The 23,495-nt window shown below is 72.4% G+C and carries 20 protein-coding genes and 1 pseudogene; 9 read left to right on the forward strand and 12 right to left on the reverse strand.

Annotated elements, in window-relative coordinates; translation table 11 throughout:
• Positions 1 to 80 precede the first annotated feature (80 nt).
• Positions 81 to 908 (forward strand): enoyl-CoA hydratase-related protein, encoded by an 828-nt coding sequence (locus tag ABZV77_RS30380; protein ID WP_356263522.1) that lies wholly within the window; start codon positions 81 to 83, stop codon positions 906 to 908.
• 534 nt (positions 909 to 1,442) lie between these two features.
• Complete coding sequence (locus tag ABZV77_RS30385; protein ID WP_356263525.1) at positions 1,443 to 2,057, forward strand: flavin reductase family protein; 615 nt, start codon at positions 1,443 to 1,445, stop codon at positions 2,055 to 2,057.
• Here ABZV77_RS30385 and ABZV77_RS30390 read toward each other — a convergent pair.
• The gene (locus tag ABZV77_RS30390) at positions 2,047 to 3,369 is read right to left on the reverse strand and encodes an MFS transporter (protein ID WP_356263527.1); all 1,323 of its coding nucleotides are present in this window, start codon (positions 3,367 to 3,369) and stop codon (positions 2,047 to 2,049) included. The genes ABZV77_RS30385 and ABZV77_RS30390 overlap by 11 nt on opposite strands.
• Positions 3,370 to 3,440: 71 nt before the next feature.
• Between ABZV77_RS30390 and ABZV77_RS30395 the strand changes: the two genes are divergently transcribed.
• Positions 3,441 to 4,538, forward strand: coding sequence for a helix-turn-helix domain-containing protein (locus ABZV77_RS30395; RefSeq protein WP_356263530.1), 1,098 nt, complete (start codon positions 3,441 to 3,443; stop codon positions 4,536 to 4,538).
• A gap of 228 nt (positions 4,539 to 4,766) precedes the next feature.
• On the opposite strand, the gene ABZV77_RS30400 is transcribed toward ABZV77_RS30395, so the two are convergent.
• Genes ABZV77_RS30400 through ABZV77_RS30410 form a run of 3 tightly spaced genes read right to left on the reverse strand, consistent with a single transcriptional unit; the run spans position 4,767 to position 8,044 of the window.
• On the reverse strand, positions 4,767 to 5,816 hold the full coding sequence (locus tag ABZV77_RS30400; protein ID WP_356263532.1) for an alcohol dehydrogenase catalytic domain-containing protein: 1,050 nt from the start codon (positions 5,814 to 5,816) through the stop codon (positions 4,767 to 4,769).
• A gap of 12 nt (positions 5,817 to 5,828) precedes the next feature.
• Positions 5,829 to 7,118 (reverse strand): acyl-CoA dehydrogenase family protein, encoded by a 1,290-nt coding sequence (locus ABZV77_RS30405; protein ID WP_356263535.1) that lies wholly within the window; start codon positions 7,116 to 7,118, stop codon positions 5,829 to 5,831.
• A gap of 14 nt (positions 7,119 to 7,132) precedes the next feature.
• Entirely contained in the window at positions 7,133 to 8,044 is a 912-nt protein-coding gene (locus tag ABZV77_RS30410) for an SDR family NAD(P)-dependent oxidoreductase (protein ID WP_356263537.1), read from the reverse strand.
• Between the two features lie 89 nt (positions 8,045 to 8,133).
• Here ABZV77_RS30410 and ABZV77_RS30415 point away from each other — a divergent pair, with 89 nt between their 5' ends.
• The gene (locus tag ABZV77_RS30415; protein ID WP_356263539.1) at positions 8,134 to 9,087 is read left to right on the forward strand and encodes a cyclase family protein; all 954 of its coding nucleotides are present in this window, start codon (positions 8,134 to 8,136) and stop codon (positions 9,085 to 9,087) included.
• A gap of 632 nt (positions 9,088 to 9,719) precedes the next feature.
• On the opposite strand, the pseudogene ABZV77_RS30420 reads toward ABZV77_RS30415, so the two are convergent.
• From ABZV77_RS30420 to ABZV77_RS30430, 3 genes and pseudogenes are all read right to left on the reverse strand, one after another.
• Positions 9,720 to 10,124 (reverse strand): annotated as a pseudogene (locus tag ABZV77_RS30420) (ATP-binding protein); the annotation flags it as partial.
• A gap of 442 nt (positions 10,125 to 10,566) precedes the next feature.
• Positions 10,567 to 11,406 (reverse strand): acyl-CoA dehydrogenase family protein, encoded by an 840-nt coding sequence (locus ABZV77_RS30425; RefSeq protein WP_356263542.1) that lies wholly within the window; start codon positions 11,404 to 11,406, stop codon positions 10,567 to 10,569.
• Positions 11,407 to 11,415: 9 nt separating this feature from the next.
• Positions 11,416 to 12,558 carry an acyl-CoA dehydrogenase family protein gene (locus ABZV77_RS30430; RefSeq protein WP_356263545.1) on the reverse strand — a complete coding sequence of 381 codons (1,143 nt, stop codon included), beginning with the start codon at positions 12,556 to 12,558 and terminating at the stop codon, positions 11,416 to 11,418.
• 167 nt (positions 12,559 to 12,725) lie between these two features.
• Between ABZV77_RS30430 and ABZV77_RS30435 the strand changes: the two genes are divergently transcribed.
• Positions 12,726 to 14,300, forward strand: coding sequence for an AMP-binding protein (locus ABZV77_RS30435; RefSeq protein ID WP_356263643.1), 1,575 nt, complete (start codon positions 12,726 to 12,728; stop codon positions 14,298 to 14,300).
• 36 nt (positions 14,301 to 14,336) lie between these two features.
• Here ABZV77_RS30435 and ABZV77_RS30440 read toward each other — a convergent pair whose 3' ends face one another.
• Positions 14,337 to 14,843: an EF-hand domain-containing protein gene (locus tag ABZV77_RS30440; RefSeq protein WP_356263548.1), complete on the reverse strand. Its 507-nt coding sequence runs from the start codon at positions 14,841 to 14,843 to the stop codon at positions 14,337 to 14,339.
• Between the two features lie 173 nt (positions 14,844 to 15,016).
• On the opposite strand from ABZV77_RS30440, the gene ABZV77_RS30445 reads away from it, so the two are divergent.
• Positions 15,017 to 15,481, forward strand: a complete 465-nt coding sequence (locus ABZV77_RS30445; protein WP_356263551.1) for a hypothetical protein — start codon at positions 15,017 to 15,019, stop codon at positions 15,479 to 15,481.
• Between the two features lie 28 nt (positions 15,482 to 15,509).
• On the opposite strand, the gene ABZV77_RS30450 is transcribed toward ABZV77_RS30445, so the two are convergent.
• The gene (locus ABZV77_RS30450) at positions 15,510 to 15,884 is read right to left on the reverse strand and encodes an STAS domain-containing protein (protein WP_356263554.1); all 375 of its coding nucleotides are present in this window, start codon (positions 15,882 to 15,884) and stop codon (positions 15,510 to 15,512) included.
• Between the two features lie 283 nt (positions 15,885 to 16,167).
• On the opposite strand from ABZV77_RS30450, the gene ABZV77_RS30455 reads away from it, so the two are divergent.
• Together ABZV77_RS30455 and ABZV77_RS30460 are read left to right on the forward strand one after the other, a co-directional pair.
• Complete coding sequence (locus ABZV77_RS30455; protein ID WP_356263557.1) at positions 16,168 to 16,764, forward strand: sigma-70 family RNA polymerase sigma factor; 597 nt, start codon at positions 16,168 to 16,170, stop codon at positions 16,762 to 16,764.
• Positions 16,761 to 18,080, forward strand: a complete 1,320-nt coding sequence (locus tag ABZV77_RS30460) for a zf-HC2 domain-containing protein (protein WP_356263559.1) — start codon at positions 16,761 to 16,763, stop codon at positions 18,078 to 18,080. Before ABZV77_RS30455 ends, ABZV77_RS30460 begins: the two co-directional genes overlap by 4 nt.
• A 16-nt stretch (positions 18,081 to 18,096) precedes the next feature.
• Here the strand turns inward: ABZV77_RS30460 and purU are convergent, their stop codons facing one another.
• Positions 18,097 to 18,978: a formyltetrahydrofolate deformylase gene (gene purU / locus ABZV77_RS30465; RefSeq protein WP_356263562.1), complete on the reverse strand. Its 882-nt coding sequence runs from the start codon at positions 18,976 to 18,978 to the stop codon at positions 18,097 to 18,099.
• Positions 18,979 to 19,024: 46 nt separating this feature from the next.
• Complete coding sequence (locus tag ABZV77_RS30470; RefSeq protein ID WP_356263565.1) at positions 19,025 to 19,525, reverse strand: hypothetical protein; 501 nt, start codon at positions 19,523 to 19,525, stop codon at positions 19,025 to 19,027.
• 118 nt (positions 19,526 to 19,643) lie between these two features.
• On the opposite strand from ABZV77_RS30470, the gene ABZV77_RS30475 reads away from it, so the two are divergent.
• Positions 19,644 to 20,918 carry an ABC transporter substrate-binding protein gene (locus tag ABZV77_RS30475; protein ID WP_356263568.1) on the forward strand — a complete coding sequence of 425 codons (1,275 nt, stop codon included), beginning with the start codon at positions 19,644 to 19,646 and terminating at the stop codon, positions 20,916 to 20,918.
• A 28-nt stretch (positions 20,919 to 20,946) separates the two neighbouring features.
• Here the strand turns inward: ABZV77_RS30475 and ABZV77_RS30480 are convergent, their stop codons facing one another.
• Complete coding sequence (locus ABZV77_RS30480) at positions 20,947 to 23,481, reverse strand: hypothetical protein (protein WP_356263571.1); 2,535 nt, start codon at positions 23,479 to 23,481, stop codon at positions 20,947 to 20,949.
• Between the last annotated feature and the right edge of the window lie 14 nt (positions 23,482 to 23,495).

Here is a 23,495-nt window from a genome sequence, read left to right on the forward strand (position 1 = left end):
CACGCCCCCGCACCCGAGCCCACTTCCGCCCCCGCACCCACTCCCGCCCCCGCCCCCATCCGAATCGGAGCCACTCCCCCATGACCGCCTCCCCCGCCCCCAAAAACCAGCAAGCCCCCCTCACCTCATTGATACGGCACACCACTGACAACGCCGTCTCGTGGATCACCCTCAACCGGCCAGAGGCCATGAACGCCCTCACCTGGGACCAGCGCGAACGCGTCATCGCGCTGCTCGGCGAGGCCTCGGCCGACCCCGCCGTACGGGCCGTCGTGATCACCGCGACCGGCAAGGGGTTCTGCGCGGGCGCCGACCTGCGCGGTGCCCCCACCACGGCCGAGCGCGTACCGGGTGACGTCGCCCGCACCATCAAGCAGGGCGCGCAGCGGCTCGTCGCGGCGGTCCTCGACTGCGAGAAGCCGGTGATCGCCGCGGTGAACGGCACCGCGGCGGGCATCGGCGCCCATCTCGCGTTCGCCTGCGATCTGGTCATCGCCGCCGAACAGGCCAGGTTCATCGAGGTGTTCGTGCGCCGCGGCCTCGTGCCGGACGGCGGCGGCGCCTATCTGCTGCCCCGTCTCATCGGGCCGCAGCGGGCCAAGGAGCTGATGTTCTTCGGCGACTCCGTGCCCGCCGCCGACGCCGCGGGCATGGGGCTCGTCAACCGTGTCGTACCGGCCGACGAGCTGGAGAAGACGGCACGCGAATGGGCGGAACGCCTCGCGGCCGGGCCGACCCGCGCCCTCGCCCTGACGAAGCAACTGATCAACGCATCCCTGGAGTCGGACCGTGCGACGGCCTTCGCGGCCGAGGCCGCGGCGCAGGAGATCAACATGACCACGGCGGACGCGAACGAAGGCGTCGCCAGTTTCGTCGAGCGCCGCTCACCCTCGTACCGCGGCCGCTGAGACCACCGCACCGAGGCCGACCGCCACACACAGACCGAACGACACGAGCCCCGACACGAGCCACACCTTGCGCAGAGGCCTGCCGAGCCGCTGCGCACGCCGTCGGCTGTACGCGACGTTCAGCACAGGCACCACGCCGCTCGCCCCACACCACAGCGCGGCCCCGCCGAACGGAAAGCCCAACACGGCGAAGCCCCCCGCCCACACACCACCGACTGGCAGCAGTAACCCCAACGCCCAGCCCCACTCCGGCTCACCCCTGCGGGCACGCCGCCCGAGCCAGATCGAAGGCGGACCCTCCATCCGCACCCCCGCCAAAGCCACCGTCGGCGTGGCCCCCCGCCAGCAGAAACGCCAAGAGCCCGGCCACCGGCACCTGCGCGGCGCAGGCCGATGCCGCAGCCCGCGCCGTCCCATAACCCCAGGTCCGCTGCGTCTCCCCGTACCTCATGGGGCTGAAGATACGTGTGAGTCAGCAGCGTTTCGGCCACGCCCTTCACATCTGACGCCCCGTCAGCTTCAATGGTCGATGTGATGGGACACGCAGGGATGGCGGCCACCGCCGTTCGATACCTCAGGTCGGTCGGGGCCCGCACCACCACGGCACCCGTCGTAGCTCTACCGCGCCCTCAGCTGCGGGCCGTCGGCGACGACGAGCGGGCGCCGCTCGACCGGGGCGAGTTCCGGCGCGTGCTCGGCAACTTCGCGACGGGCGTCACCGTGATCACTTCCCCGCCCGACGAGGACGGCGGGCCCGCGGGCTTCGCCTGCCAGTCCTTCGCGTCGCTCTCCCTGGACCCGCCCCTGGTGTCGTTCATGGTGGCGCGTACGTCGACGACGTGGCCGCGCATCGCGCGCGCGGGCGTCTTCTGCGTCAACATCCTGGGCGCCGACCAGGGCGAGCTGTGCCGCGGCTTCGCGGTCAGCGGCGCCGACAAGTTCGCCGGGGTGGCGTACGACGCGGCGCCGGTGTCCGGATCGCCGCGCCTGGCCGGGGCACCGGCCTGGGTCGACTGCACGATCCAGGCCGTGCACACCGGCGGCGACCACCTCATCGTGGTCGGCCGGGTGGACGCGCTGGGCGCGACCGCGGACGACGCCGATCCCCTTCTGTTCCACCGGGGCACGTTCGGCCGCTTCACCCGCTGACGGCAACCGCCGCGGGCACCGGACCGCTCCGCCGGATCACCAGCACCATCAGCGCGGCAGCCGCGCAGAGCGCGCCCGAGGCGTACCAGATCACGTCGTACGACCCGAAGGCGTCCCGCACCACGCCACCCAGGAACGCGACGAGCCCGGCGCCCACCTGGTGCGAGGCCAGCACCCAGCCGAAGACGATGGCGCTGTCGTCGCCGTACTGCTCGCGGCAGAGGGCCAGGGTGGGCGGGACGGTCGCCACCCAGTCCAGGCCGTAGAAGACGATGAAGAAGATCATCGGCGGCCGGACGTCCGGCGCAAGCAGCATCGGCAGGAAGAGCAGCGAGACGCCGCGCAGTGCGTAGTACACGGCGAGCAGGCGCCGCGAGTCGAAGCGGTCCGTGAACCAGCCCGACGCGACCGTCCCGACGATGTCGAAGATCCCGATGACGGCGAGCAGCGAGGCGGCGGCCCGCACGCCCATGCCGTGGTCGTGCGCGGCGGGCACGAAGTGGGTCTGGATGAGCCCGTTCGTCGAGGCGCCACAGATGGCGAAGGACCCCGCGAGCAGCCAGAAGGGCCCGGTTCGAACGGCCTTGAGCAACACGGTGATCGCACGCCGCGCAGCACCAGGGACGGGCGGCGGCTTCTCGACGAACTCCTTCGACCCATAGGGCTTCAGACCGACGTCGGCCGGGTGGTCCCGCAGCAGCAGCCAGACGAAGGGGACGACCGCGAGGGCCGCGAGGGCGACGGTGACGGCGGCGGGTCGCCACTTGTACGTCTCGACGATCCAGGAGAGCAGCGGCAGGAAGACCAACTGCCCCGACGCGGACGCCGCGGTGAGGATGCCGCTGACGAGCCCGCGCCGCTCGGTGAACCACCGGTTGGTGACGGTGGCGGCGAAGGCGAGAGCCATCGACCCCGACCCCAGCCCGACGAGCAGCCCCCAGCACAACAACAGCTGCCAGGCGGAGTCCATCCACACGGTCAGCCCGGAGCCGCAGGCGATCACGACCAGCGCGACCGCGACGATCCTCCGGATGCCGAAGCGGTCCATGAGCGCGGCGGCGAACGGCGCGGTCAGACCGTACAGCGCGAGATTGACGGAGACCGCGAGTCCGACGGTGCCGCGGGACCAGCCGAAGTCCTCCTTCAGCGGGTCGAAGAGCAGACCGGGGAGCGAGCGGAACGCGGCCGCGCCGATGATCGTCACGAAGGTGACGGCGGCGACGAACCACGCGCGGTGGATACGAGGAGTACGGCGCCTGGTCGCGCCCGGCGGGGAGGAGCTCCGCGTGGACGTCTCGGTTGTCTGGGTCACGTCATAAAGGATCGAAAAATGGCCCGCCCCGGACGAGTGGCCCGAGGGACAGCATTCGCTAGGATCGAGCCATGCCCACCCCGGCCACGCCCTCCGCCTCCGCCTCCGCCTCCGCCTCCGCCACCGCCTCCGCCTCCGCCACCGCACCCACACCCACACCCACACCCACACCCGCACCCGCACCCGCACCCGCCCGACGCCACCGCATCGTCGTCCTGGCCCTGGACGGCGTGATCCCCTTCGAGCTGGGCATCCCGCAACGCATCTTCAAGGGCGCCCGCACACCGGAGATGCGGCACCTGTACGAGGTGGTGACCTGCTCGATCCGCCCGCCGGGCCCCGTCCGCACGGACGCCGACTTCGCGATCCTGGTCGAGCACGGCCCCGAGGCGCTGGCCACCGCGGACACGGTCGTGATCCCGGCGTCGTACGAACTGGGCCCGGTGTACGAGGAGGGCCGCCTCACCGGCGAACTGGCCGCCGCCCTGGCCCACATCAGGCCGGGCACGCGACTGGTGGCCATCTGCACGGGCGGTTACGTCCTGGCCGCCGCGGGCCTCCTGGACGGCCGCCCCGCCACCACGCACTGGTCGTCCGCCGAGCACTTCCAGCAGCTCTTCCCCCGGGTCGAGGTGGACGCGGACGTGCTGTTCATCGACGACGGCGACGTCCTCACGTCGGCGGGCGTGGCCGCGGGCATCGACCTCTGCCTCCATGTCGTACGCCGCGACCACGGCACCGCCGTCGCCAACGAGGTGGCCCGCCGCACCGTCGTACCGCCCCACCGCGACGGCGGCCAGGCCCAGTACATCCAACGCCCCCTGCCCGAACCGCAGCTGGCCACGACGAGGACGGCCCGCGCCTGGGCCCTGGGCCGCCTGGACCGACCGCTGCAGCTGCGCGACATGGCCGCGCAGGAGTCGATGTCGGTCCGCACCTTCACCCGGCGGTTCCGCGAGGAGGTAGGCGTCAGCCCCGGCCAGTGGCTGACACAGCAGCGCGTGGAGCGGGCACGCCACCTCCTGGAATCCACCGACCTCTCCGTCGACCAGGTGGCCGGGGACGCGGGCTTCGGCACGGCCCAGTCGATGCGACAGCACCTACAGGCCGCACTCGGGGTCACCCCCACGGCCTACCGCCGCACGTTCCGCAACGTCACCACGACCTAAGCGCGCCCCCAGCCGAGGGCACCACCCCCGCCGGGCGGCAGCCGCGTACGAGACGGGAGGGGACGTGGGGGTATGTGCGCACGGAGCACCGAGCACACCCTGACAGCCAGAAGCTCATCAGACGCGGCGCAGGGATAGCGAGTACGTACATACCCCCACGTCCCCGCACCCACAACAGAACCCCAGGCGCCCCAGGCGCACCCCACCCAAGGCCCCCCACCAGCCCCCTCAGAACGTCAAAACCCCCCGCGCCACCCGCCCCGCCTCCGCATCCGCCACAGCCACCCCGAAGTCCTCCACCGGATACGTAGCCGTCACCAGCTCGTCCAGCAGCAGCCGCCCACTCCGGTACAACTCCGCGTACAACGCGAAATCCCGCTGCGGCCGCGAACTCCCGTACCTACAGCCAAGAATCGACTTGTCCAGGAACATCGACGCGACCACGAACGACGCCTCCGCCGAAGCCCCCGGCATCCCCAGCAGCACGGCCTGCCCATGCCGGTCCAGCAGCTCCACCGCCTCCCGCACCAGCTCGACCCGCCCCACACACTCGAAGGCGTGGTCCGCCCCCTGGGGCAGCACGTCCCGCACCCCCTCCGTGGACCGGAAGAAGTGCGTCGCCCCGAACCGCCGCGCCACCGCCTCCTTCTCCGGATTCGCGTCGACCGCGACCACCACCCCCGCCCCCGCGATCCGCGCCCCCTGCAGCACATTGAGCCCGATCCCACCCGTACCGATCACCACCACCGAGTCGCCCCGGTCGACCTTGGCCCGGTTGAGAGCGGCACCCACCCCCGTCACCACCGCGCACCCGATCAGCGCCGCGGACGTCAGCGGAATGTCGTCCGGGATCTTCACGGCCTGCACGCCCTTGACGATCGTGCGCTCCGCGAACGAAGAGTTCGCCGCGAACTGATACACCGGCTTCCCGCCGCGCGAAAACGGCTGGTCCGGCGCCCCGATCGCCTTCCGGCACATGGTCGGCCGCCCCCGGTGACACTCCCCGCAGGCACCACAGTTGGCAATGGTGGAGAGCGCCACATGATCCCTGGGCGCCACATGCACCACCCCCGCCCCCACCGCCTCGACGACCCCCGCCCCCTCGTGCCCGAGCACCACCGGCGGCGGAAACGGAATGGTCCCGTCGATCACCGACAGGTCGCTGTGACACAGCCCGGCCGCCGCGACCGCGACGAGGACCTCCCCGGGCCCCGGATCACGTATCTCCAGATCGTCGACGACCTCGACCCGCGCCCCGTCGAAGACAACGCCCCTCATCACGCACACCCCTCACCGAGGCCCCTTGGCCTCTCTAGGCAGACCGAGCACCCGCTCGGCGATGATGTTCCGCTGCACTTCGTCCGAACCGCCGTAGATCGTGTCGGCACGACTGAACAGGAACAGCCGCTGGAAAGCATCGAGTTCATACGGCGCATCGACACACCAATCCCCCGGCCCCACGGCAGCAGAGGCCCCCCGCACAGCCATAGCCAACTCCCCAAGCCGCTGATGCCACCGCCCCCAAAGCAACTTGGCCACACTGGGCTCCCCACCCCCAGAGCCCCCCGCACCCGCACTCCCACCCCCACCCGACGCACCCGCACCCGCACCCGCACCCCCCAACATCCGCAACGCGTTCCACCGCATCACCCGCAACTCACTCCACTGCCGCACCAACCGCTCCCGCACCACAGGGTCATCGACCGCCCCACCCGCCACGGCCTCCCGCACGACCCCGCCCAGCTCCTCCGCGAAGCCGATCTGCTGCACCAGCGTGGACACGCCCCGCTCGAAGCCGAGGAGCCCCATGGCGACGCGCCACCCGTTCCCGACGCCACCCACGACATGGGCCGCACGCGCGCGTGCACCGTCGAAGAAGACCTCGTTGAACTCACTGGTCCCGGTCAGCTGCCGAATGGGCCTGACCTCGATGCGCCCCGGCTGATCCATGTCCACGAGCAGGAAAGACAACCCCTCATGAGGCCGCTCCCCACCCCCCGTACGCGCCAGCACAAAACACCAATCGGCCTCATGCGCCAACGAAGTCCAGACCTTCTGCCCGGTCACACGGAAGTCCCCCGCACCGTCCCGCTCGACCCGCTCAACTCGCTCAACTCGCTCGTCCCGCTCGGCCCGCGTCCGCACCCCCGCCAGATCGGACCCGGCCCCGGGCTCGCTGTACCCCTGGCACCACAGCGCCTCCCCACGGGCGATCGCGGGCAGGAACTCGTCCCGCTGCTCCTGACTCCCGTACGCGAGGAGGGTCGGCGCGAGCAGGTTCTCCCCGATGTGCCCGTAGCGCCCAGGGGCCCGCACGCGCGCGTACTCCTCGGCCCAGACAACCTGCTGGGTCAACGTGGCCTGCCGATTGCCATACGCACCGGAGCCCCACCCGAGCCCGATCCACCCCCCACGCCCCAGCTCCCGCTCCCAGGCCCGCCGCTGAGCCCCACCTTCATGCTCACTGCCGGGCCCGCCCCGCCCCACCGCACCGGCGAACTCACCGGTGAGGTGCTCGGCGAGCCAGCCCCGCGCCTCGGCGCGGAACTCCTCGTCCTCGGGTCCGAAGCCGAACTCCACCGCCCCGCCCCCGCCTACGCGTTCGGACGTTCTTTGTCGGCCGCCGCCTTGGCCATCGCCTCCAGCTGCGCCAGCAACGGCATCGGATCGGTCCCCACCGTCCCCGGCAGGAAGTCGGCGATCTTTTCGGGGGTCCAGGCCCCGTCCGCGTACCCCGCCCGCAGCTCGCGCGGCTGTGCCCACACGGCGATCTTGGGTCCGGCGATCGTGTAGACCTGCCCGGTGATCTTCTCCTCGCGGGCCCGGTCGCTCAGCAGGTAGACGACGAGCGCGGCGACGTCCTCCGGCTCCCCGATCTCCTTCAGCTCCATGGGCACGTTCGCCGACATCCTCGTCCGCGCGACGGGCGCCACCGCATTGGCGGTCACCCCGTACTTGTTCAGGCCCAGCGCCGCGCTCCGCACCAGCGAGATGATCCCGCCCTTCGCCGCGCTGTAGTTGGCCTGCGCCACGGACCCCTGGTGGTTGCCGCTGGTGAACCCGATCAAGGTGCCCGACCCCTGCTTCCGCATCACCGCCGACGCGGCACGGAAGACGGTGAAGGTGCCCTTCAGGTGGGTGGCGACCACCGGGTCCCACTCCTCCTCGGACATGTTGAACAGCATCCGCTCGCGCAGGATCCCGGCGACGCACACCACTCCGTCCACCCGCCCGTACTCGGCGAGCGCCACGTCGACGATGCGCTGGCCGCCCGCCATGGTCGAGATGTCGTCCGCGACGGCGACGGCCTCGCCGCCCGCGGCCTGGATCTCCTTCACCACGGCGTCGGCTATCTCGCTGGCGGGCTCACCGCCCTCCATGGAGACGCCGTAGTCGTTGACGACGACCTTCGCCCCCTCGGCCGCCGCGGCGAGCGCGACGGCCCTGCCGATGCCGCGCCCGGCGCCGGTCACGGCCACCACCTTGCCTGCCAAGAAGTTCCCCACGTCCGGCCCCTTCCCGCGGTTTCTGACGGACCGTGAGATTCTATGACCCGTCAGATACCGAAAGACAACCCCCGCGGAGGCCCCAGACCATGTCACCCAACGCAACCCCCTCACCCCCAACCCTCCCTCCCGAGTTCCACGACATAGCCAAACGCGTCCGAAACTGGGGCCGTTGGGGACCGGACGACGAAACCGGCACCCTCAACCTCGTCACAGACGAGACCGTCCGCGCCGCCGCCACCGAGATCCGCTCGGGCCACCGCATCCCGCTGGCACTCCCCCTCAAGGAGGACGGCGTCCAGACGGGGATGATCCCGGGCCGCATCAATCCGCTGCACACCATGGTGCAGATCAACCAGGAGCTGTTCGGCCCCGGCACGGTCGCCACCAGCGACGACGCGGTGACGATGGGACTGCAGACGGCGACCCACTGGGACGCCCTGACGCACGCCTCCCACTCGGGGATGATCTACAACGGCCGCCCCGCGGACAGCATCACGGCCCACACGGGCGCACGGTTCAGCGGCATCGACAAGGCGCGGCACGTCGTCTCGCGCGGCGTCCTCCTGGACGTGGCGCGCGCCAAGGGGCTCGACCGGCTGCCGGGCGACCACGCGGTCACGCCCGAAGACCTCGACGAGGCGGCGGAGTTCGGGCGTGTCACGGTGCGCGCGGGCGACATCGTGCTGGTGCGCACGGGGCAGATCCAGGTCTATCTCGCGGGCGACAAGCACGCGTACGGCTATCCGTCGCCCGGCCTCTCGGTGCGCACGCCCGAGTGGTTCCACGCGCGGGACGTCGCGGCGGTCGCGAACGACACCCTGACCTTCGAGATCTTCCCGCCGGAGATCGAGAACCTGTGGCTGCCCGTGCACGCGCTGCATCTGGTCGAAATGGGGATGATCCAGGGCCAGAACTGGAATCTCGAAGAGTTGTCCACAGCCTGTGCAGAAGTTTCCCGCCATGCGTTCCTGCTGTCCGCGATGCCGGAACCGTTCATCGGCGGGACGGGAACCCCCGTGGCGCCGGTCGCCATCCTGTGACCCCCACGCGGAAGGCGGCGCGTCGGCTTACGCCCCGAGCGCGCCACCGCGCACGCCGCCGTCCGGTCCGGCACCCACCCCGCCCCGCGCCATGCCGCCACGAAGGGGGTGCTGCCGTGAGCACGACCCACACTTCGTCAAGGACCCGTCATGCCGCCATGACGACCATTCCGTCCTGACGACTGCGAGCCCTCGGCGTCCCCTCGCGGCGAATCGCTGCACACAAGCGTGATCATTCGGACACGTCACGTCAACACCGCGTCGGAGATAAGCGAAGTACACCCCTTTTGCCGCACCCGCGCACGGGTGCGCGCACCGCGGCACGAGACGGCGCACGCGGGCTCAGGGAACGTCGTACGGCACGTACGGCACGCACGTACGCACGGTCACACCGTTTCGTAGGCCAGGTCGACGTCACCGAAGGCCGCCCGGTTACGGACCGCCCTGTCGTACGCGGCCCCGTCGCACGCCGTCACGCCGTGGGGCGTCGCGTCGCAGGCCATCGGCCCGTACGTGAAGTCGTGTGCCGGTCCGTAGCCCGGGCCGTGGGGCATCGGGGCGCAGGCCGCGTCGTAGGCCTTCCCGTCGTGGGTCGTGCCCTCGAACTCCACCGCCGCGACGCCGGACTCGCACCGGTCGACCTCGCACCAGATGCTCTTGCCCGCACCCTCCGGCTGCCAGCCCCAGCGGTCCGCGAGGCCGTCGACGAGCTCCAGGCCGCGGCCGTTGGTGTCGTCGCCGTCGGCGTGCCGCTGCGCGGGCGGGCGGGCGCTGCGGTCGGCCACCTCGACCCGGACCGTCCCCGGTCCCGGGGCGTCGGCCGGGACGCCGGGGAGCAGCATGCGCAGCACGGCCGGACAGCCCGTGTGCACAACGGCGTTGGTGACGAGTTCCGAGATCAGCAGGATCAGCGTCTCGGCCACCGGCTCATCGGCCTCTATCCCGGAGCCCGCGAGCCTGGAACGAGCCCATCGCCTGGCCCGCCCCACCTCGGCGGGGTCGGCCCCGACCTCCAGCTGAACTTGAAGCACCTGCACCGCTCACACCATCCGAACCGGCGGACACATCGCCTCGCGACTCCACAGGGTCACCGAACGTGATCCCCTTGGGAGACAGCATGATTGACGTTCAGTCACCCCAACAAGCGCTTCGGGCATATTCCAGCGCGAAGGAGTACGCGTGCTGCATACTGTGCGACGCACACTGTGGGGGGTCGAACAGGCGGCGGCGGAGCCCCGCCCTGCGCTGCCAGCGGCACGCATCGCCGCGCCCGGCGCCACCACATGGGCAACACCGGCATGGCTCGGCCTCAGAACCACTCGCATCTCACACAAGGTACCCGAGCCGGACACCGACTCCGTGCCGTGACGAGTCACGCGTAGGACACAACCCGATATCGACGCTGAGTAGTCTCCACCCGGGTGGGGTGAGACCCGCGAAACAAGGTGCAAAGCACACGATATCGGACAGACCAATTTTTCAGAGCGCCTCGGCGAGCTCGTCCTCCGCGGCCCGCGCCGACCGGCCGAGCTCGGCCCGCACCCAGGCCCGCTTGAGGTGCAGATGCACATCGGACTCCCAGGTGAACCCCATGCCGCCGTGCACCTGGAGGCAGTCCCTGGCATTGCGCACGGCCGCGTCGTCGGCCAGCAGCTTCGCGGCCGAGGCGTCGAGCCGGTCCCCGGTGACGGCCGCCGCGTACACGGCGCTGCGGGCCAGCTCGGCGCGTACGAGCATCTGTGCGCAGAGGTGCTTCACCGCCTGGAACGCGCCGATCGGCTGCCCGAACTGCTCGCGTCGGTGTGCGTATTGGACGGCCGACTCGCAGGTGCGCGTGGCGCTGCCGAGCTGCTCCGCCGCGTAGAGAAGGGCGCCCCGGTCGAGGCTGCCGGCGTCCGGCACCCGGTGCAGCGGCGTCAGCGGGTCCACGGACCGCAGGGGGACCGCGCCGGACACGTCGCCCTGCACCACGTCCGCCTCCGCCAGCCAGGGCACCAGGGAGCCGTCCACGGCGGTCACCACGGCCTCCCCGGTCGCGGCGCCCGGGACGACGCCCGCCGCGAGGAACGACGCCACGGCGGGCCCCGGCAGCAGCACGCGCCCCGCCTCCTCGAAGACCAACACGGCCTCCGGCAGCCCCAGTCCAACCCCGCCCTCCGCCTCGGGCAGCGCGAGCGAGAAGAACCCCGCGTCCCCCAGTTCGCGCCACAGGGTCCGGTCGACGCGGTCCGTGGCGTCACTCAGCGTGAAACGACCCTCCAGGAGTTGCCGCATCGCGGCCTTCAAAGCCACCTGATCCTCGTCGAGTTGGAAGTCCATCCGGCCCCCTCACCGCCCCTTCGGAAGGCCGAGGATGCGCTCGGCCACGATGTTCTGCTGGATCTGCGAGGTCCCCGCGGCGATCGTGTACGAGAGCGAGGAGAGGCGGTCGAGGGTCCACTCGTGGGCGAGGTCGAGGGAGCCCGCGCCGAGTACCTCGGCGGCGGCGTCGTACAGCTCCTGCCGCGCGTGCGAGTAGCGCAGCTTGAAGACCGAGCCGCCCACTCCGGGAACGCCGCCCGTGCGCTGCGCCTCGCTCACGTTCCACTGCGTGAGCCGCCACAGCGCCGAGAACTCGGCGCTCAGCCGCCCGAGCCTGCGCCGCAGCGCCGGGTCGTCCCAGCGGCCGTTCCCGCGGGCCTCGCGGGCCAGCTCGCCGAGGACCCGGCGGCAGGCCACCACCTCCCCCACGAAGGCGGTGCCCCGCTCGTACGACAGGGTCACCATCGTCACGCGCCAGCCGTCGTTCTCCTCGCCGACCCGGTTCGCGACCGGGACCCGCACCTCGTCCAGGAACATCTCCGCGAACTCCGTGGACCCCGCGAGCGTGCGCAGCGGACGCACGGTGATCCCGGGGGCGTCCATCGGCATCGCGAGCCAGGTGATGCCCCGGTGCTTGGGCACGGCGTCGCTGACCGGTGTCGTGCGCACCAGGAGCTCGCACCAGTCGGCGACCTCCGCGTGGGAGGTCCAGATCTTGGACCCGCTCACTACGTAGTCGTCGCCGTCCCGCCACGCGCGCGTGCGCAGCGACGCGAGGTCGGATCCGGCGTCGGGCTCGCTGAATCCCTGGCACCACACCTCGTCGCCGCGCAGGACAGGCGGCAGCCACCGCTCCCGCTGCTCCGGTGTGCCCTCGGAGGCGACGGTCGGGCCCGCGTGCAGCAGACCCACGAAGTTGGCCCCTACGTAGGGTGCGCCCGCCTTCTCCGTCTCCTCCAGGAAGATGAGCCGCTGCGTCGGGGAGGCGTCCCAGTGCACCTCGCCGTAGCCCGCGTCGTACAGCAGGCGCTGCCACGCGGTGTCGTAGGCGCGCCGCCCCGGCCAGTCCTGGGGCGACGGCTTGGCGGGGAGCTTCGGGAGCACGTCCGAGAGCCAGTCGCGCAGCCCGGCCCGGAAGGCTTCCTCCTCGTCGGTGTACGTGAGGTCCATGCGGTGCGTCCCCTCCGGCCTCGGTCGTCATATCTGATGACCCGTCAGGCGGCAGGCTAGCCCCGCACCCCTGGACCGACAAGGCGCCGGGGCTTACGCTCTCGGCACGATCTGACTGACCGTCAGTTCAGCCTTCGGGGCCGGGAGGGGATCGCATGAGGACCTCGGTGAACGAGACCGCGTACGAACTGGGCGAGTCCCGCACCCTCTGGGAACTGATCGCGCGCCGCGCCGACCTCACCCCCGACAGGCCCGTCCTCGTCCAGGCCGCCGCCGAACCCTCAGCCGACCGCACGCTCACCTTCGGCCAGCTGCGGGACCGCGCCGAGCGGGTCGCCGCCGGGCTGTACGAGCGCGGGGTGCGCCCCGGCACGGTCGTCGCCTGGCAGCTGCCCACCCGCATCGAGACGGCCCTGCTCTCCTTCGCGCTCGCCCGCATCGGCGCCGTCCAGTCGCCCCTGATCCCCTTCCACCGCGACCGCGAAGTCGGCTTCGCGCTGCGGGAGTCGAAGGCGGAGTTCTTCGCCGTGCCGGGCGTCTGGCGCGGCTTCGACCACACGGAGATGGCGCACCGGCTCGGCGCGGAGCGCGAGGGCGCACCGGTCGAGGTCTTCGAGGCGTACGCGGCGCTGCCCGAGGCCGACCCGGCCGTGCTGCCCCCGCCGCCCGCCGACGGCACGGCGGTGCGGTGGATCTACTGGACCTCGGGCACCACCTCCGACCCCAAGGGCGTCCTGCACACGGACCGTTCACTGATCGCGGGCGGCTCCTGCCTGGCCCACGCCCTGCACCTGAAGGAGTCGGACGTCGGCTCGATGGCGTTCCCCTTCGCCCACATCGCCGGGCCCGACTACACCGTGATGCTGCTGCTCTACGGCTTCCCCGCCGTGATGTTCGAGCACTTCGCGCTGCCCGCATCGCTGGACGGCTACCGGCGGCACGGCGTGACCGTGGCGGGCGGGTCGACGGCCTTCTACTCGATGTTCCTCACCGAGCAGCGCCAGCTGCCCGAGGGACAGCGGCTCATCCCGACCCTGCGCCTCCTCGCGGGCGGCGGGGCGCCCAAGCCGCCCGAGGTCTACCACGCGGTGGTGCGCGAGATGGGCTGTCAGCTCACCCACGGGTACGGCATGACCGAGGTGCCGATGATCACCATGGGCGCCCCCGACGACACCGCGGAGAACCTCGCGACGACGGAGGGCCTGCCCCCGGAGGGCATGGAGATCCGCATCACGGACGCGGACGGCAACGAGCTGCCGCCCGACACGGACGGCGAGGTGCGGCTGCGCGGGGAGGCCGTCTGCCGGGGCTATCTGGACCCGGCGCAGAGCGCGGACGTCTTCGACGCCGCCGGGTTCCTGATCACCGGGGACCTCGGCCACCTCAGGAAGACCGGCCATCTGGTCCTCACCGGGCGCGCGAAGGACATCATCATCCGCAAGGGCGAGAACATCTCCGCCAAGGAGATCGAGGATCTGCTCCACCAGCACCCGGCCGTGGGCGAGGCGGCGGTCGTCGGCCTGCCCGACCCCGAACGCGGCGAACGCGTCTGCGCGGTCGTCGAACAGCGCGCGGGAACCGGCGAGTTGACGCTGGCGGCGGTCACCTCGTATCTGCGCGGGGAAGGCCTCGCCACCTACAAGCTGCCGGAACAGCTCGAACTGGTCGAGGCGCTTCCCCGCAACGAGACACTGCGCAAGGTCCTCAAGTACAAGCTGCGGGAGCGCTTCTCAGGAAGCTGACCCGCCGCACCCGGGACCGCGCGCGAGTGCCTGCCGCTACTCGGGAACGGTGAAGTACTGCGCGAAGGCCGTCACGATCTCCTGCTCCGAGACGCGGCCGTCGCCGTCCGCGTCCAGCGCGGCGGCCACCCCTGCCGCGATGTCCTCGGGCACGCCGAGGGCCTTGAGCGCGCGCCCGGCGTCGGCCGGGGACACGGTGGCGTCGGCACCGGCGACGCCGATCACCGCGTGCAGGAACGGCCGCGCGATCTCGGCGAACCGCTCGGGGTTGTCCCGCAGCCGCTTCACCGCGCCGCCCACGAACTCGTCGCGGGTGATCCGCTGGTCCCCGTCCCGGTCCGCGATCCCCGCCATGCCCTGCCAGAACGCCTCGGCCCCGATGTAGAGGGCCTGGCCCTTCTCGGACCGCGCCGTGGCGCCGAACTCCGTGCACAGGGCGGCCGCCGCCGTGCTGAAGTCCTCACGGGAGATGTAGCCGTTGCCGTCCTGGTCGAAGGTGGCGAACCGGGCCGCGATCCTACGCTCGTACTCGGCACTGTCCATGATCTTCGGGCCGCCTCACTTCCGCGGTTGGGTGCATGCTCCGGGGGTGTTTCCCCAGCTGCGAGCGTACGTGGTGATGGCCTCCCGGAGGCGGGAAAGCGGCGCTTGTGTCAAGACCGCGGGAATTCCGGGACAAGGGTGTTCCACAGGTGTGATGTGCTCCACTGTGCTGCGTGGAAGCGGTAGCGGCGAGCGTCATAGCGGTGTTGGGAACTCTCCTGGGTGCGGGGCTCACCCACTCCTTCCAGCGGAGGGCGATCGAGCGCACGGAGCGGTTCACGCGCGGCGAGAAGCTGCGGCAGGAGCGGATCGACGCGTACATCGCGTATGCCGGGGCGCTGGTCAACTACCGGCGGATACTGGTCGACCGCTGGTTCAGCAGCGCGGCGAACCGGCACGAGGAGAGCGAGGAGTCGCGCTTCCGTTCGTACGAGATGCGGTCCGAGGCCCAGGAGGCGCTGTTCCGCGTGCAGTTGCTCTCGAACGACGAGGAACTGGTGCGGCTCGCGTGGGAGACCCTCGACCACGTCGCCGATCTGCGCAGGGCCGACGACCGCGACGAGCTCGCCGAGCGGCGCCGCGTCTCGCGCGAGGCCATCAACTCCTTCGTGGCCACGGCGAAGCGTCATGTGGGCTAGGGAACAGCGGGCCCGGCCAGGGCGGTCCCTAGGCGGAGAGCGGGACCGCCTCGTCGTCCAGCGCGGCATGCACGTCCGGGAAGACCTCGAAGAGGCGGCGCACGCCGAGCGCCGCGAGGACCCGGTTCACGTGCGAGCCGTCCTCGGCGCCCTTGGCGGGCAGTATCAGCCGCAAATGGCCCTGGAAGGAGCGGATGAGACGGCGCGTGGCGATCAGCACGCCGACGCCGCTGGAGTCGCAGAACAGCACTTCGGAGAGGTCGAGCACGATACGGCGGCGGCCGTCGGCGACGGCGTCGTGCACGCGCTGGCGCAGCACGGGTGAGGTCAGCAGATCCATCTCTCCTGAGACGCACAGGACGGCCCAGCCGTCCTGCTCGCCCACGGTCACCTTGAGCGTCACGCGTCACGCCTCTCGCTCGCCGTTGCCTGCCCCGCGCCTGCGGGGTGATCCGGAAGCAGTCCTTACGTTTCGTTCAGCTTCGGCTGCCCCACCTGTCTCCCATGAAACACCAGCAGGCCACCGTCAATATCATCCGGCCTCCGCCGAGGAGCGGGGTTTGCCCCAAACAGGAGTGCTCCATCAGCGGCGCCGACTACATTCGAGGGAGGGAGGGAACCCGAAGTACCGTTCGAGTAGGCAGCACGGGCAGATGCAGGACAAGGCAAGCGCACGAGGGGGCCGCATGCCGAAGGACGCGCCGCGGCGCTGGGACCGCCGCATGCAACAGCGCCTCGCGCACGGCGAGGCCGCCGCGCTGGGAGAGCTGTACGACCGCTTCGCCTCACTCGTGCACGGCCTGGCCCACCGCGTCCTGGGCGACGAGAGCGCCGCCGACCGCATCACCCGCGAGGTCTTCAGCCACGTCTGGGAGAACCCCGACGCGTACGACCCACGGCAGGGCCCGCTCCGCTCCTGGATCGCCACCCTCACGCACCAGCGGGCCGTCCGCAGGCTCCGCCAGACCGAGTCCGCCGCCCTCGCCCTCGGCGGCGAGGGCACCACGGAGGACCTGGAGCGCAAGGTCCGCCGCGCCTCCGCCGCCGCCCGCGCGGACTACATCGTCACGGCCATGCCCACCCCGCTGCGCGCCGCCCTTGAGCTGGCCTACTTCCAGCGGCGCGACTACCGCCAGACGGCCGTCGACCTCGGCGTCACCGAGGACGAGGCCCGCCGCAGACTCCGCCTCGGCCTGCAGCTCCTGTCCACGGCCAACGACACCGGCGCCCCGCCCTCAGGCCGCACCCACGACACGTCGCCCGGCCCCGGAGCGGCGCTGTGACCGGCTCCGACCGCCCCGAGCCGCACGACGAGCCGGAGCACCCCGACCACCCGGGCGGCACCGCGCCGCGCATACCGCTGCCGCGCTCCTCCGTGGAGGACACCGGACAGACCCTGCCCGACCCGGCGCCGCCGCCCGCGCCCCTCGTCCTGGAGCACCGCGTCCTCAAGTCCCTGCTCGGCGCCTGGGCGCTCGCCGCCTGCTCCGCGGAGGAGGCCATGGCCGTCGAGGAGCACCTCGGCGGCTGCGGCCCGTGCGCGGAAGAAGCCCTCCGGCTGCGCGACGCCGTCGGCCTGCTGCACCCCGAGGAGAGCCTCGACCTCGACCCCGGTCTGCGCACCCGCGTCCTGGAGAGCTGCCTCGGCCGCCGCCCGCCGCGCATCCCGGTGCCCGAGTGGGCCGTGCCCTACGACGCGGAGACCGCCCGCCTCGACGCCCTCCTCCAGGACATCGGCGACGCGGAGTGGCACGCGCCGGTGCGGCTGCGCTGGTTCGACGACGAAGGACCGGTCAGCAGGAAGACGACGGTGGCCGGGGTCATCTCCCACCTCATCGCGGTCGACGGGATGGTCGGGCTCGCCCTCGGCCTCGACGACCCGCTCGGCCCGGACTCCCGGGTCGCCCAGGACCCGGCCCACCGCACCGAGGCGTACTGGCGCGCCTCCCACTTCCCGCCCACGCGCGCGGTGCGCGCCCCCTGGCGCGAGCAGACGCACGAGCTGATCCGCACGGTGTCGTTCACGGCCGGGAGCACCTCCGGGGCCGCGGGCTCCGGCGGCGGCACCGGCCGCCTCCCGGTGCCGTACGGCACGGTGGCCGTCCCCGGCGACGCCGGGCAGCGGCAGACCATCGAGCTGCCGCTGCGGGACTCGATGGTGGACCGCGCCTTCGAGTGCTGGATCCACGCGGGCGACATCGCCGACGCGGTCGACTATCCGTACGCGCCGCCCTCGCCCCGGCACCTCCACCGCATGATCGACCTCGCCGCCCGGCTGCTCCCCGGCACGCTCGCCGAGCGCCGCCGCGCCGGGCTCGCCACCCCGTCCCGCCGCCTGGTCGCGGCGGGCGCGCCGGGCCGCAGCCTGCGCCTGGAGATCGAGGGGCTCGGCGGCGGCGAGTGGCTCATCCCGCTCGACTCCCCCGCGGCCACCGGTTCGCGGGAGCACGAGGTGGCCCATGTGGCGCTGGACGGCGTCGAGTTCTGCCGCCTCGCCGCCGGGCACGTCTCACCGGAGGAGGCGGCCGCGGGCCAGGACGGCGACCGCGAGGCGATCCGCGACGTGCTGTTCGCGGCGGCCTCGCTCAGCCGGATGTAGCTGTCTCAGGAGATCCTCAGGGGAAGACGACCGTGCGGCTGCCGTTCAGCAGGATCCGGCGCTCCGCGTGCCACTTCACGGCCCGCGCCAGCGCCTGGCACTCCACGTCACGGCCGATCGCGACCAGCTGGTCGGGGGTGACGCCGTGCCCGACGCGCTCGACCTCCTGCTCGATGATCGGGCCCTCGTCGAGGTCGGCCGTCACATAGTGCGCGGTCGCGCCGATCAGCTTCACACCACGGGCGTGCGCCTGGTGGTACGGCTTCGCGCCCTTGAAGCTCGGCAGGAAGGAGTGGTGGATGTTGATGATCCGCCCGCTGAGCTCCTTGCACAGGTCGTCCGAGAGGACCTGCATGTAGCGGGCGAGGACGACGAGCTCCACGTCCAGCGACCGCACGACCTCAAGCATCCGGGCCTCGGCCTCGGGCTTGTTCTCCTTGTTCACCGGAATGTGGTGGAAGGGGATGTCGTACGAGGCGACGAGCTCGGCGAAGTCCGTGTGGTTGGAGACGACCGCGGCGATCTCCACGGGCAGCGCGCCGATCCGGGAACGGAACAGCAGGTCGTTCAGGCAGTGCCCGAACTTCGACACCAGCAGGACGACACGCATCCGGTCCTCGGCGCGGTTGATCTGCCAGTCCATGTGGAAGGAGTCGCCGATCGCGGCGAAGCTCGCCCGCAGCTTGTCGACGGTCACCGGGGACTCGGCCGAGAAGTGGACGCGCATGAAGAACAGCCCGGTGTCGTGATCGCCGAACTGCTGGCTGTCCTCGATGTTGCAGCCGGTCATGAAGAGGTAGCTCGACACGGCGTGCACGATGCCCTGCTTGTCGGGGCACGAGAGGGTGAGGACGTACTGCTCAGCGGGGGCGGCGGGCGCGGCGGACTGCTCGTTCATGCGGCCAAGGTTCCCACAGCGGACACCGCCGACGGCAATCGTCCCGTCAGGCGGACCGGGTCAGGATCCGCAGCACCTCGAGCGTCTGCGGCGGCACGTCCGGGTCCTCCCCGTCGCCCGCGGCCAGCCGCACGTGCGCGTCGCGCGCCGCGTGGACCGCCTCGGGCCACCCCGGGTGCTCCAGATAGACGGAGACCAGCGCGTCGGGCCCGACCTCGTGCATGATCCGCAGGACCCTCAGCACGGCCGAGTCGACGAGGGCCGCCTCCTGCGGGTCCCGGAAGATCGTCCCCACGTATTTCTCCGCGGACCAGTTGTCCAGCCACGTGTCCTCGACCAGCCGGTACACGGCGTCGGTCACGTCCCCGTACTCCTCGCGTCCCGCGAGCCAGCACGCACGCTGGAAGTCCGGGTCGGAGAGCATGTGCAGCGCCGAGCGCACGTTGCTGCGCCAGCGCCACCACGGCATGTCGTTGGTCGGCATGCCACCCATGGTGCTGGAGCGACGGCCGCGACGGGAAGAGTTCTCCGAACCTTGCACGGTCATGGATCGTACGTTCCCACTCGGCGCACGCGAACCGGACCCCGCCCGTTCACCTTCATGTCACTGTCCGTTGAGTACGAGTCACTCCGCGGTTGGCCCCGCAACGGAATCGTGCAGGGACATGACCGGCTGGCGACGCACCTTCCTCCCCCGCCCCTCCCGATCCGCAGCGCTCTCGGCGGCCGCCGTGGCGGCGTGTGCGTCGCTGATATCCGGTTGCGGGGTCATCCCTGGAACCACGGGGGGTTCCGGGGACGACCCCATCACCGTCATGACCTGGGCCCCCGAGAAGACCAAGGCCACCAACAAACCCGGCGTCCCCGCCATGGCGCAGGCCTATGCCCGCTGGGTCAACGCCCACGGCGGCCTCGGCGGCCGCGAGCTGAAGGTCCTCACCTGCAACGACCACAACGACCCGGTGGGCGCCGCCGAGTGCGCGCAGCAGGCGGTCGACAACGACGTGGTGGCGGTCGTCGGCGCGTACAGCCAGCACGGCCGCTCCTTCCTCGGCCCGCTCGAAGTCGCGGGCATCCCCTACATCGGCGGCTACGGCATCACGGACGACGAGTTCAGCAGCCCGCTCTCCTACCCCGTCAACGGCGGCGAGCCCGCCCTCCTCGCGGGCAACGGCCGCCAGCTCGCCGCCCGCTGCGACCGGGTCTCCCTCGTCCGCCCCGACACCCTCGCCGGGGACGAGCTGCCCAAGCTGCTCAACCAGGGCCTCGCCGACGGCCACCACAAGCCCGTCTCCGACATCCGCGCCCCCGAGGACGGCACCGACCTCACCCCGCAGGCGGAGCGGGCGCTGAAGGACGCGGGCGCCCAGAACGGCTGTGTGACGGCCGCGCTCGGGGCGCGCACGGACACGTTCTACGACTCGTTCCGGCGCACCAGGGCCGACTATCCGCCGGTCCGCATCTCCTCGGTGCTCGGCAGCGTCGACCAGTCCCTGATAGACCGCACCGGCGGCGCGAACGGCCCCTACGAAGGCGCGTACGTCACCGGCTGGTACCCGGCGGCGGGCGACGCCCGGTGGGACCGGATGCGGGACGTCATCCGCGAGCAGGCGTTCGGCGACAACCGGGTCGACCCCGCGGACGCGGGCGTGCAGACGACGTGGATCGCGTACACCGTCCTGAAGCAGGCCGTCGAGTCGCTCGACGGCGGCGAGGTGTCGTCCCGCACCCTGCGCCGCGCCCTCGACGGCGGCCTCCGGGTCGGGACGGGCGGCCTCACGCCGACGCTGAGCTGGCGCTTCGAGGACCTGCTCGCGGCCAGCGAGTTCCCGCGCCTGATCAACTCGGGCGTCACGTTCCAGACGGTGCGCGACGGGCGGCTCGTCCCGGCGCGCGAGGGCTTCGTGAACGTGGAGAAGACCCTGGAGCAGACGGCTTAGCGCGTACGGGTACGCGCCGGGCGCCGCCTCAGAGCTGGGTCCTGTTGCGCTCGGTCAGGGTGTACTTCCGGGCGATCGCGTTCCAGTGGTTCGCGGCCTGCTCCTTGGCGGTGGTCGCCACGTTGCTCTGCTTGTTGCCCGCCGCGGCCTGCGGGGTGTTGCGGGCGTGGCCCTTCTTGCAGCCCTTCTTGCCCGCCACCTGGTCCGCCCACGCCGCGTAGTGGTTGTCGGCCGCGGCGGAGGCCTTCCACGCCTTGTTGAGGGAAGCCGTCAGCTGGTCGTTGGCGGGCAGCTTGTCGACCTTCAGACCGGCGAGCCGGGTGACGAGGTCGTTGCGCTGCTTGGCGGCGCCGCGCAGGTCCTTCGCCGACTGGCTGAGGTTCTGGCACTTGCCCACGTTGCGTACGGCGGCGATGACCGCGTCCCGGCTGTTGTTGCTGTCGGCGAGCAGCTTGTCCAGCGCGACGGCCTGGTCCTTGACGGGGTCGGCGGTCGGCGAGGGCCGCTCGTCGGGGTCGGACGAGGCGGAGACGGGCTTGCCGTCGTCCTTCTCGTCGTCGTCACCGCCGCCGGAGCTGAGGAGGGCGCCCGCGCCGATGCCGAGCAGGGCGATGCCGACGCCGACGGCGGCGATCAGCGGCACCTTCGAGCCGGTGCGGCTGCGGCGGCCCCCGCCGTGCCCGCCGCCCGTGGGCTCGGGGGCGGGGACGGGTCCGGGCGCCCCCGGGCCCTGCGCCTGGACGCGGGGCATCTGCTGGGTCGCGGCCGGGCCCTCGTCCTCCGACTCGGTGCGGAAGAGACTGTCGAACTCGGCGGGCGGCTGCCGGTCGCCGGGGGCGCCGGGGCGGATGCCGTAGGGGGCGGCGGCCGGTTCGGGCGGCGTGACGGGGCCTGCCGGAATGGGCGCGATGAACTGGGTGGGATCACTGTCGGACGTCGGCGCGGACGCGGGCGTCACACCGGGCGTGCGGCCCAGGAACTGCGTGGCATCGGCGGCGGGAGCCTCGGGCGGCAGGGCGCCGGGTCCCACCGGAGGTATGTACTGCGTCGCTCCCTCGTCCCCGCCCGGGTTCGCGGGCACGGGAGGGATGTACTGGGTGGCATCGCTGTCGGAGGGCGCTCCCGGCGCGGCGACGGGCGGCAACGGCATGCCCTGCGAGGCGCCTGCGGCGGGCGGCAGCGGCTGGGCGGCCCCCGCGGGAGGTATGTGCTGGGCACCTTCCCCCGCCTGCGGCGCGCCATGTCTCCCCGACGACTGAGGCGGCGCCGCGTGGGCCCCGTGCCCCTGCTGCGCCCCGTACGCGCCCTGCCCCTGCGGGGCGGCGTGCGCTCCGTACGACTGACCGTGCTGCGGCTGAGGCTGCGCCTGGCCACCGGGCTGGCCGTACGGGTCGGGCTGGTGGGCGCCGGGGCCGGGCTGGGGGTAGCCGTAGCCGGGCTGGGGGGCGCCTAGGGCGGGCTGGTGGCCGCCGGGGGTGGGCTGGTGGGCGCCGGGGCCGAGCTGGTGGGCGCCGGAACCGGGCTGCTGGGTGCCGGGGCCTGCCTGCGGGAAGCCGGGGCCGGGCTGCGGGGCGCCGAGGGCGGGCTGCTGGCCGCCGGGGCCGAGCTGCGGGTCACCAGGACCGGGCTGGTGGGCGCCGGATCCGAGCTGCTGAGCGCCAGGCTGTGACTGCGGAAAGCCGGAGCCGGGCTGCAAGGCGCCGGGGCCGGACTGGGGGACGCCAGGGCCCGCCTGCGGGTAGCCGTAGCCGGGCTGCGAGGCATCGGCGCCGGGCTGCTGGCCGCTGGCTCCGTGCGGCGGGACTCCGGGTCCCGCCTGCGGGAAGCCGTACCCCTGCTGCGGGGCGCCGGGAGCGAGCTGCTGGCCGCCGGGGCCCTGCTGCGGGGCGCCCTGGCCGAACTGCTGGCCGCCGAGGCCGGGCTGCGAGGCATCGGCGCCGGGCTGCTGCGCGCCGTATCCGAGCTGCTGGGCGCCGGGACCTGACTGCGGGAAGCCGTACCCCGACTGCGGGGCACCCTGGCCGGGCTGCTGGCCACCGGGGCCGTGCTGCGGGACACCCTGGCCGAACTGCTGGCCGCCGTAGCCGGGCTGCGAGGCATCGGCGCCGGGCTGCTGCGCGCCGTATCCGGGCTGCTGGGCGCCGGGGCCCGACTGCGGGAAGCCGTAACCCGGCTGCGGGGCACCCTGGCCGGGCTGCGAGGCGTCGGCGCCGGGCTGCGGGATGCCAGGGCCCGCCTGCGGGTAGCCGTAGCCGGGCTGGGGGGCGCCGTAGCCGGGCTGGGGGCCTGCGCCCTGCCCCTGCTGCTGGGCGTCGTACGAGGGGGTGCCCTCCGGGGGGAGGGGCTGGGCGGTCCATTCCTGGCCCTGGCCGGGTGGGGGCGGGCCCGCGGACTCGGGGCCCCAGGGCTCTCCCCACGGGCTGCCGCCCGCCGGGGCGGTGTGCCTGCCCGCGGTGCCGGGGAACAGCGGCTCGCTGCCGTCCGCGGGCAGCACGACGCCTTCGTGGGCGGGCCGCTGCTGCGGATCGGAAGAAGCAGCGCCCTGACCGCTCTGCTGCGTCACCGGGACTCCTACAC

It is taken from the genome of Streptomyces sp. NPDC004732, from assembly GCF_040609235.1.
Lineage (GTDB): Bacteria > Actinomycetota > Actinomycetes > Streptomycetales > Streptomycetaceae > Streptomyces.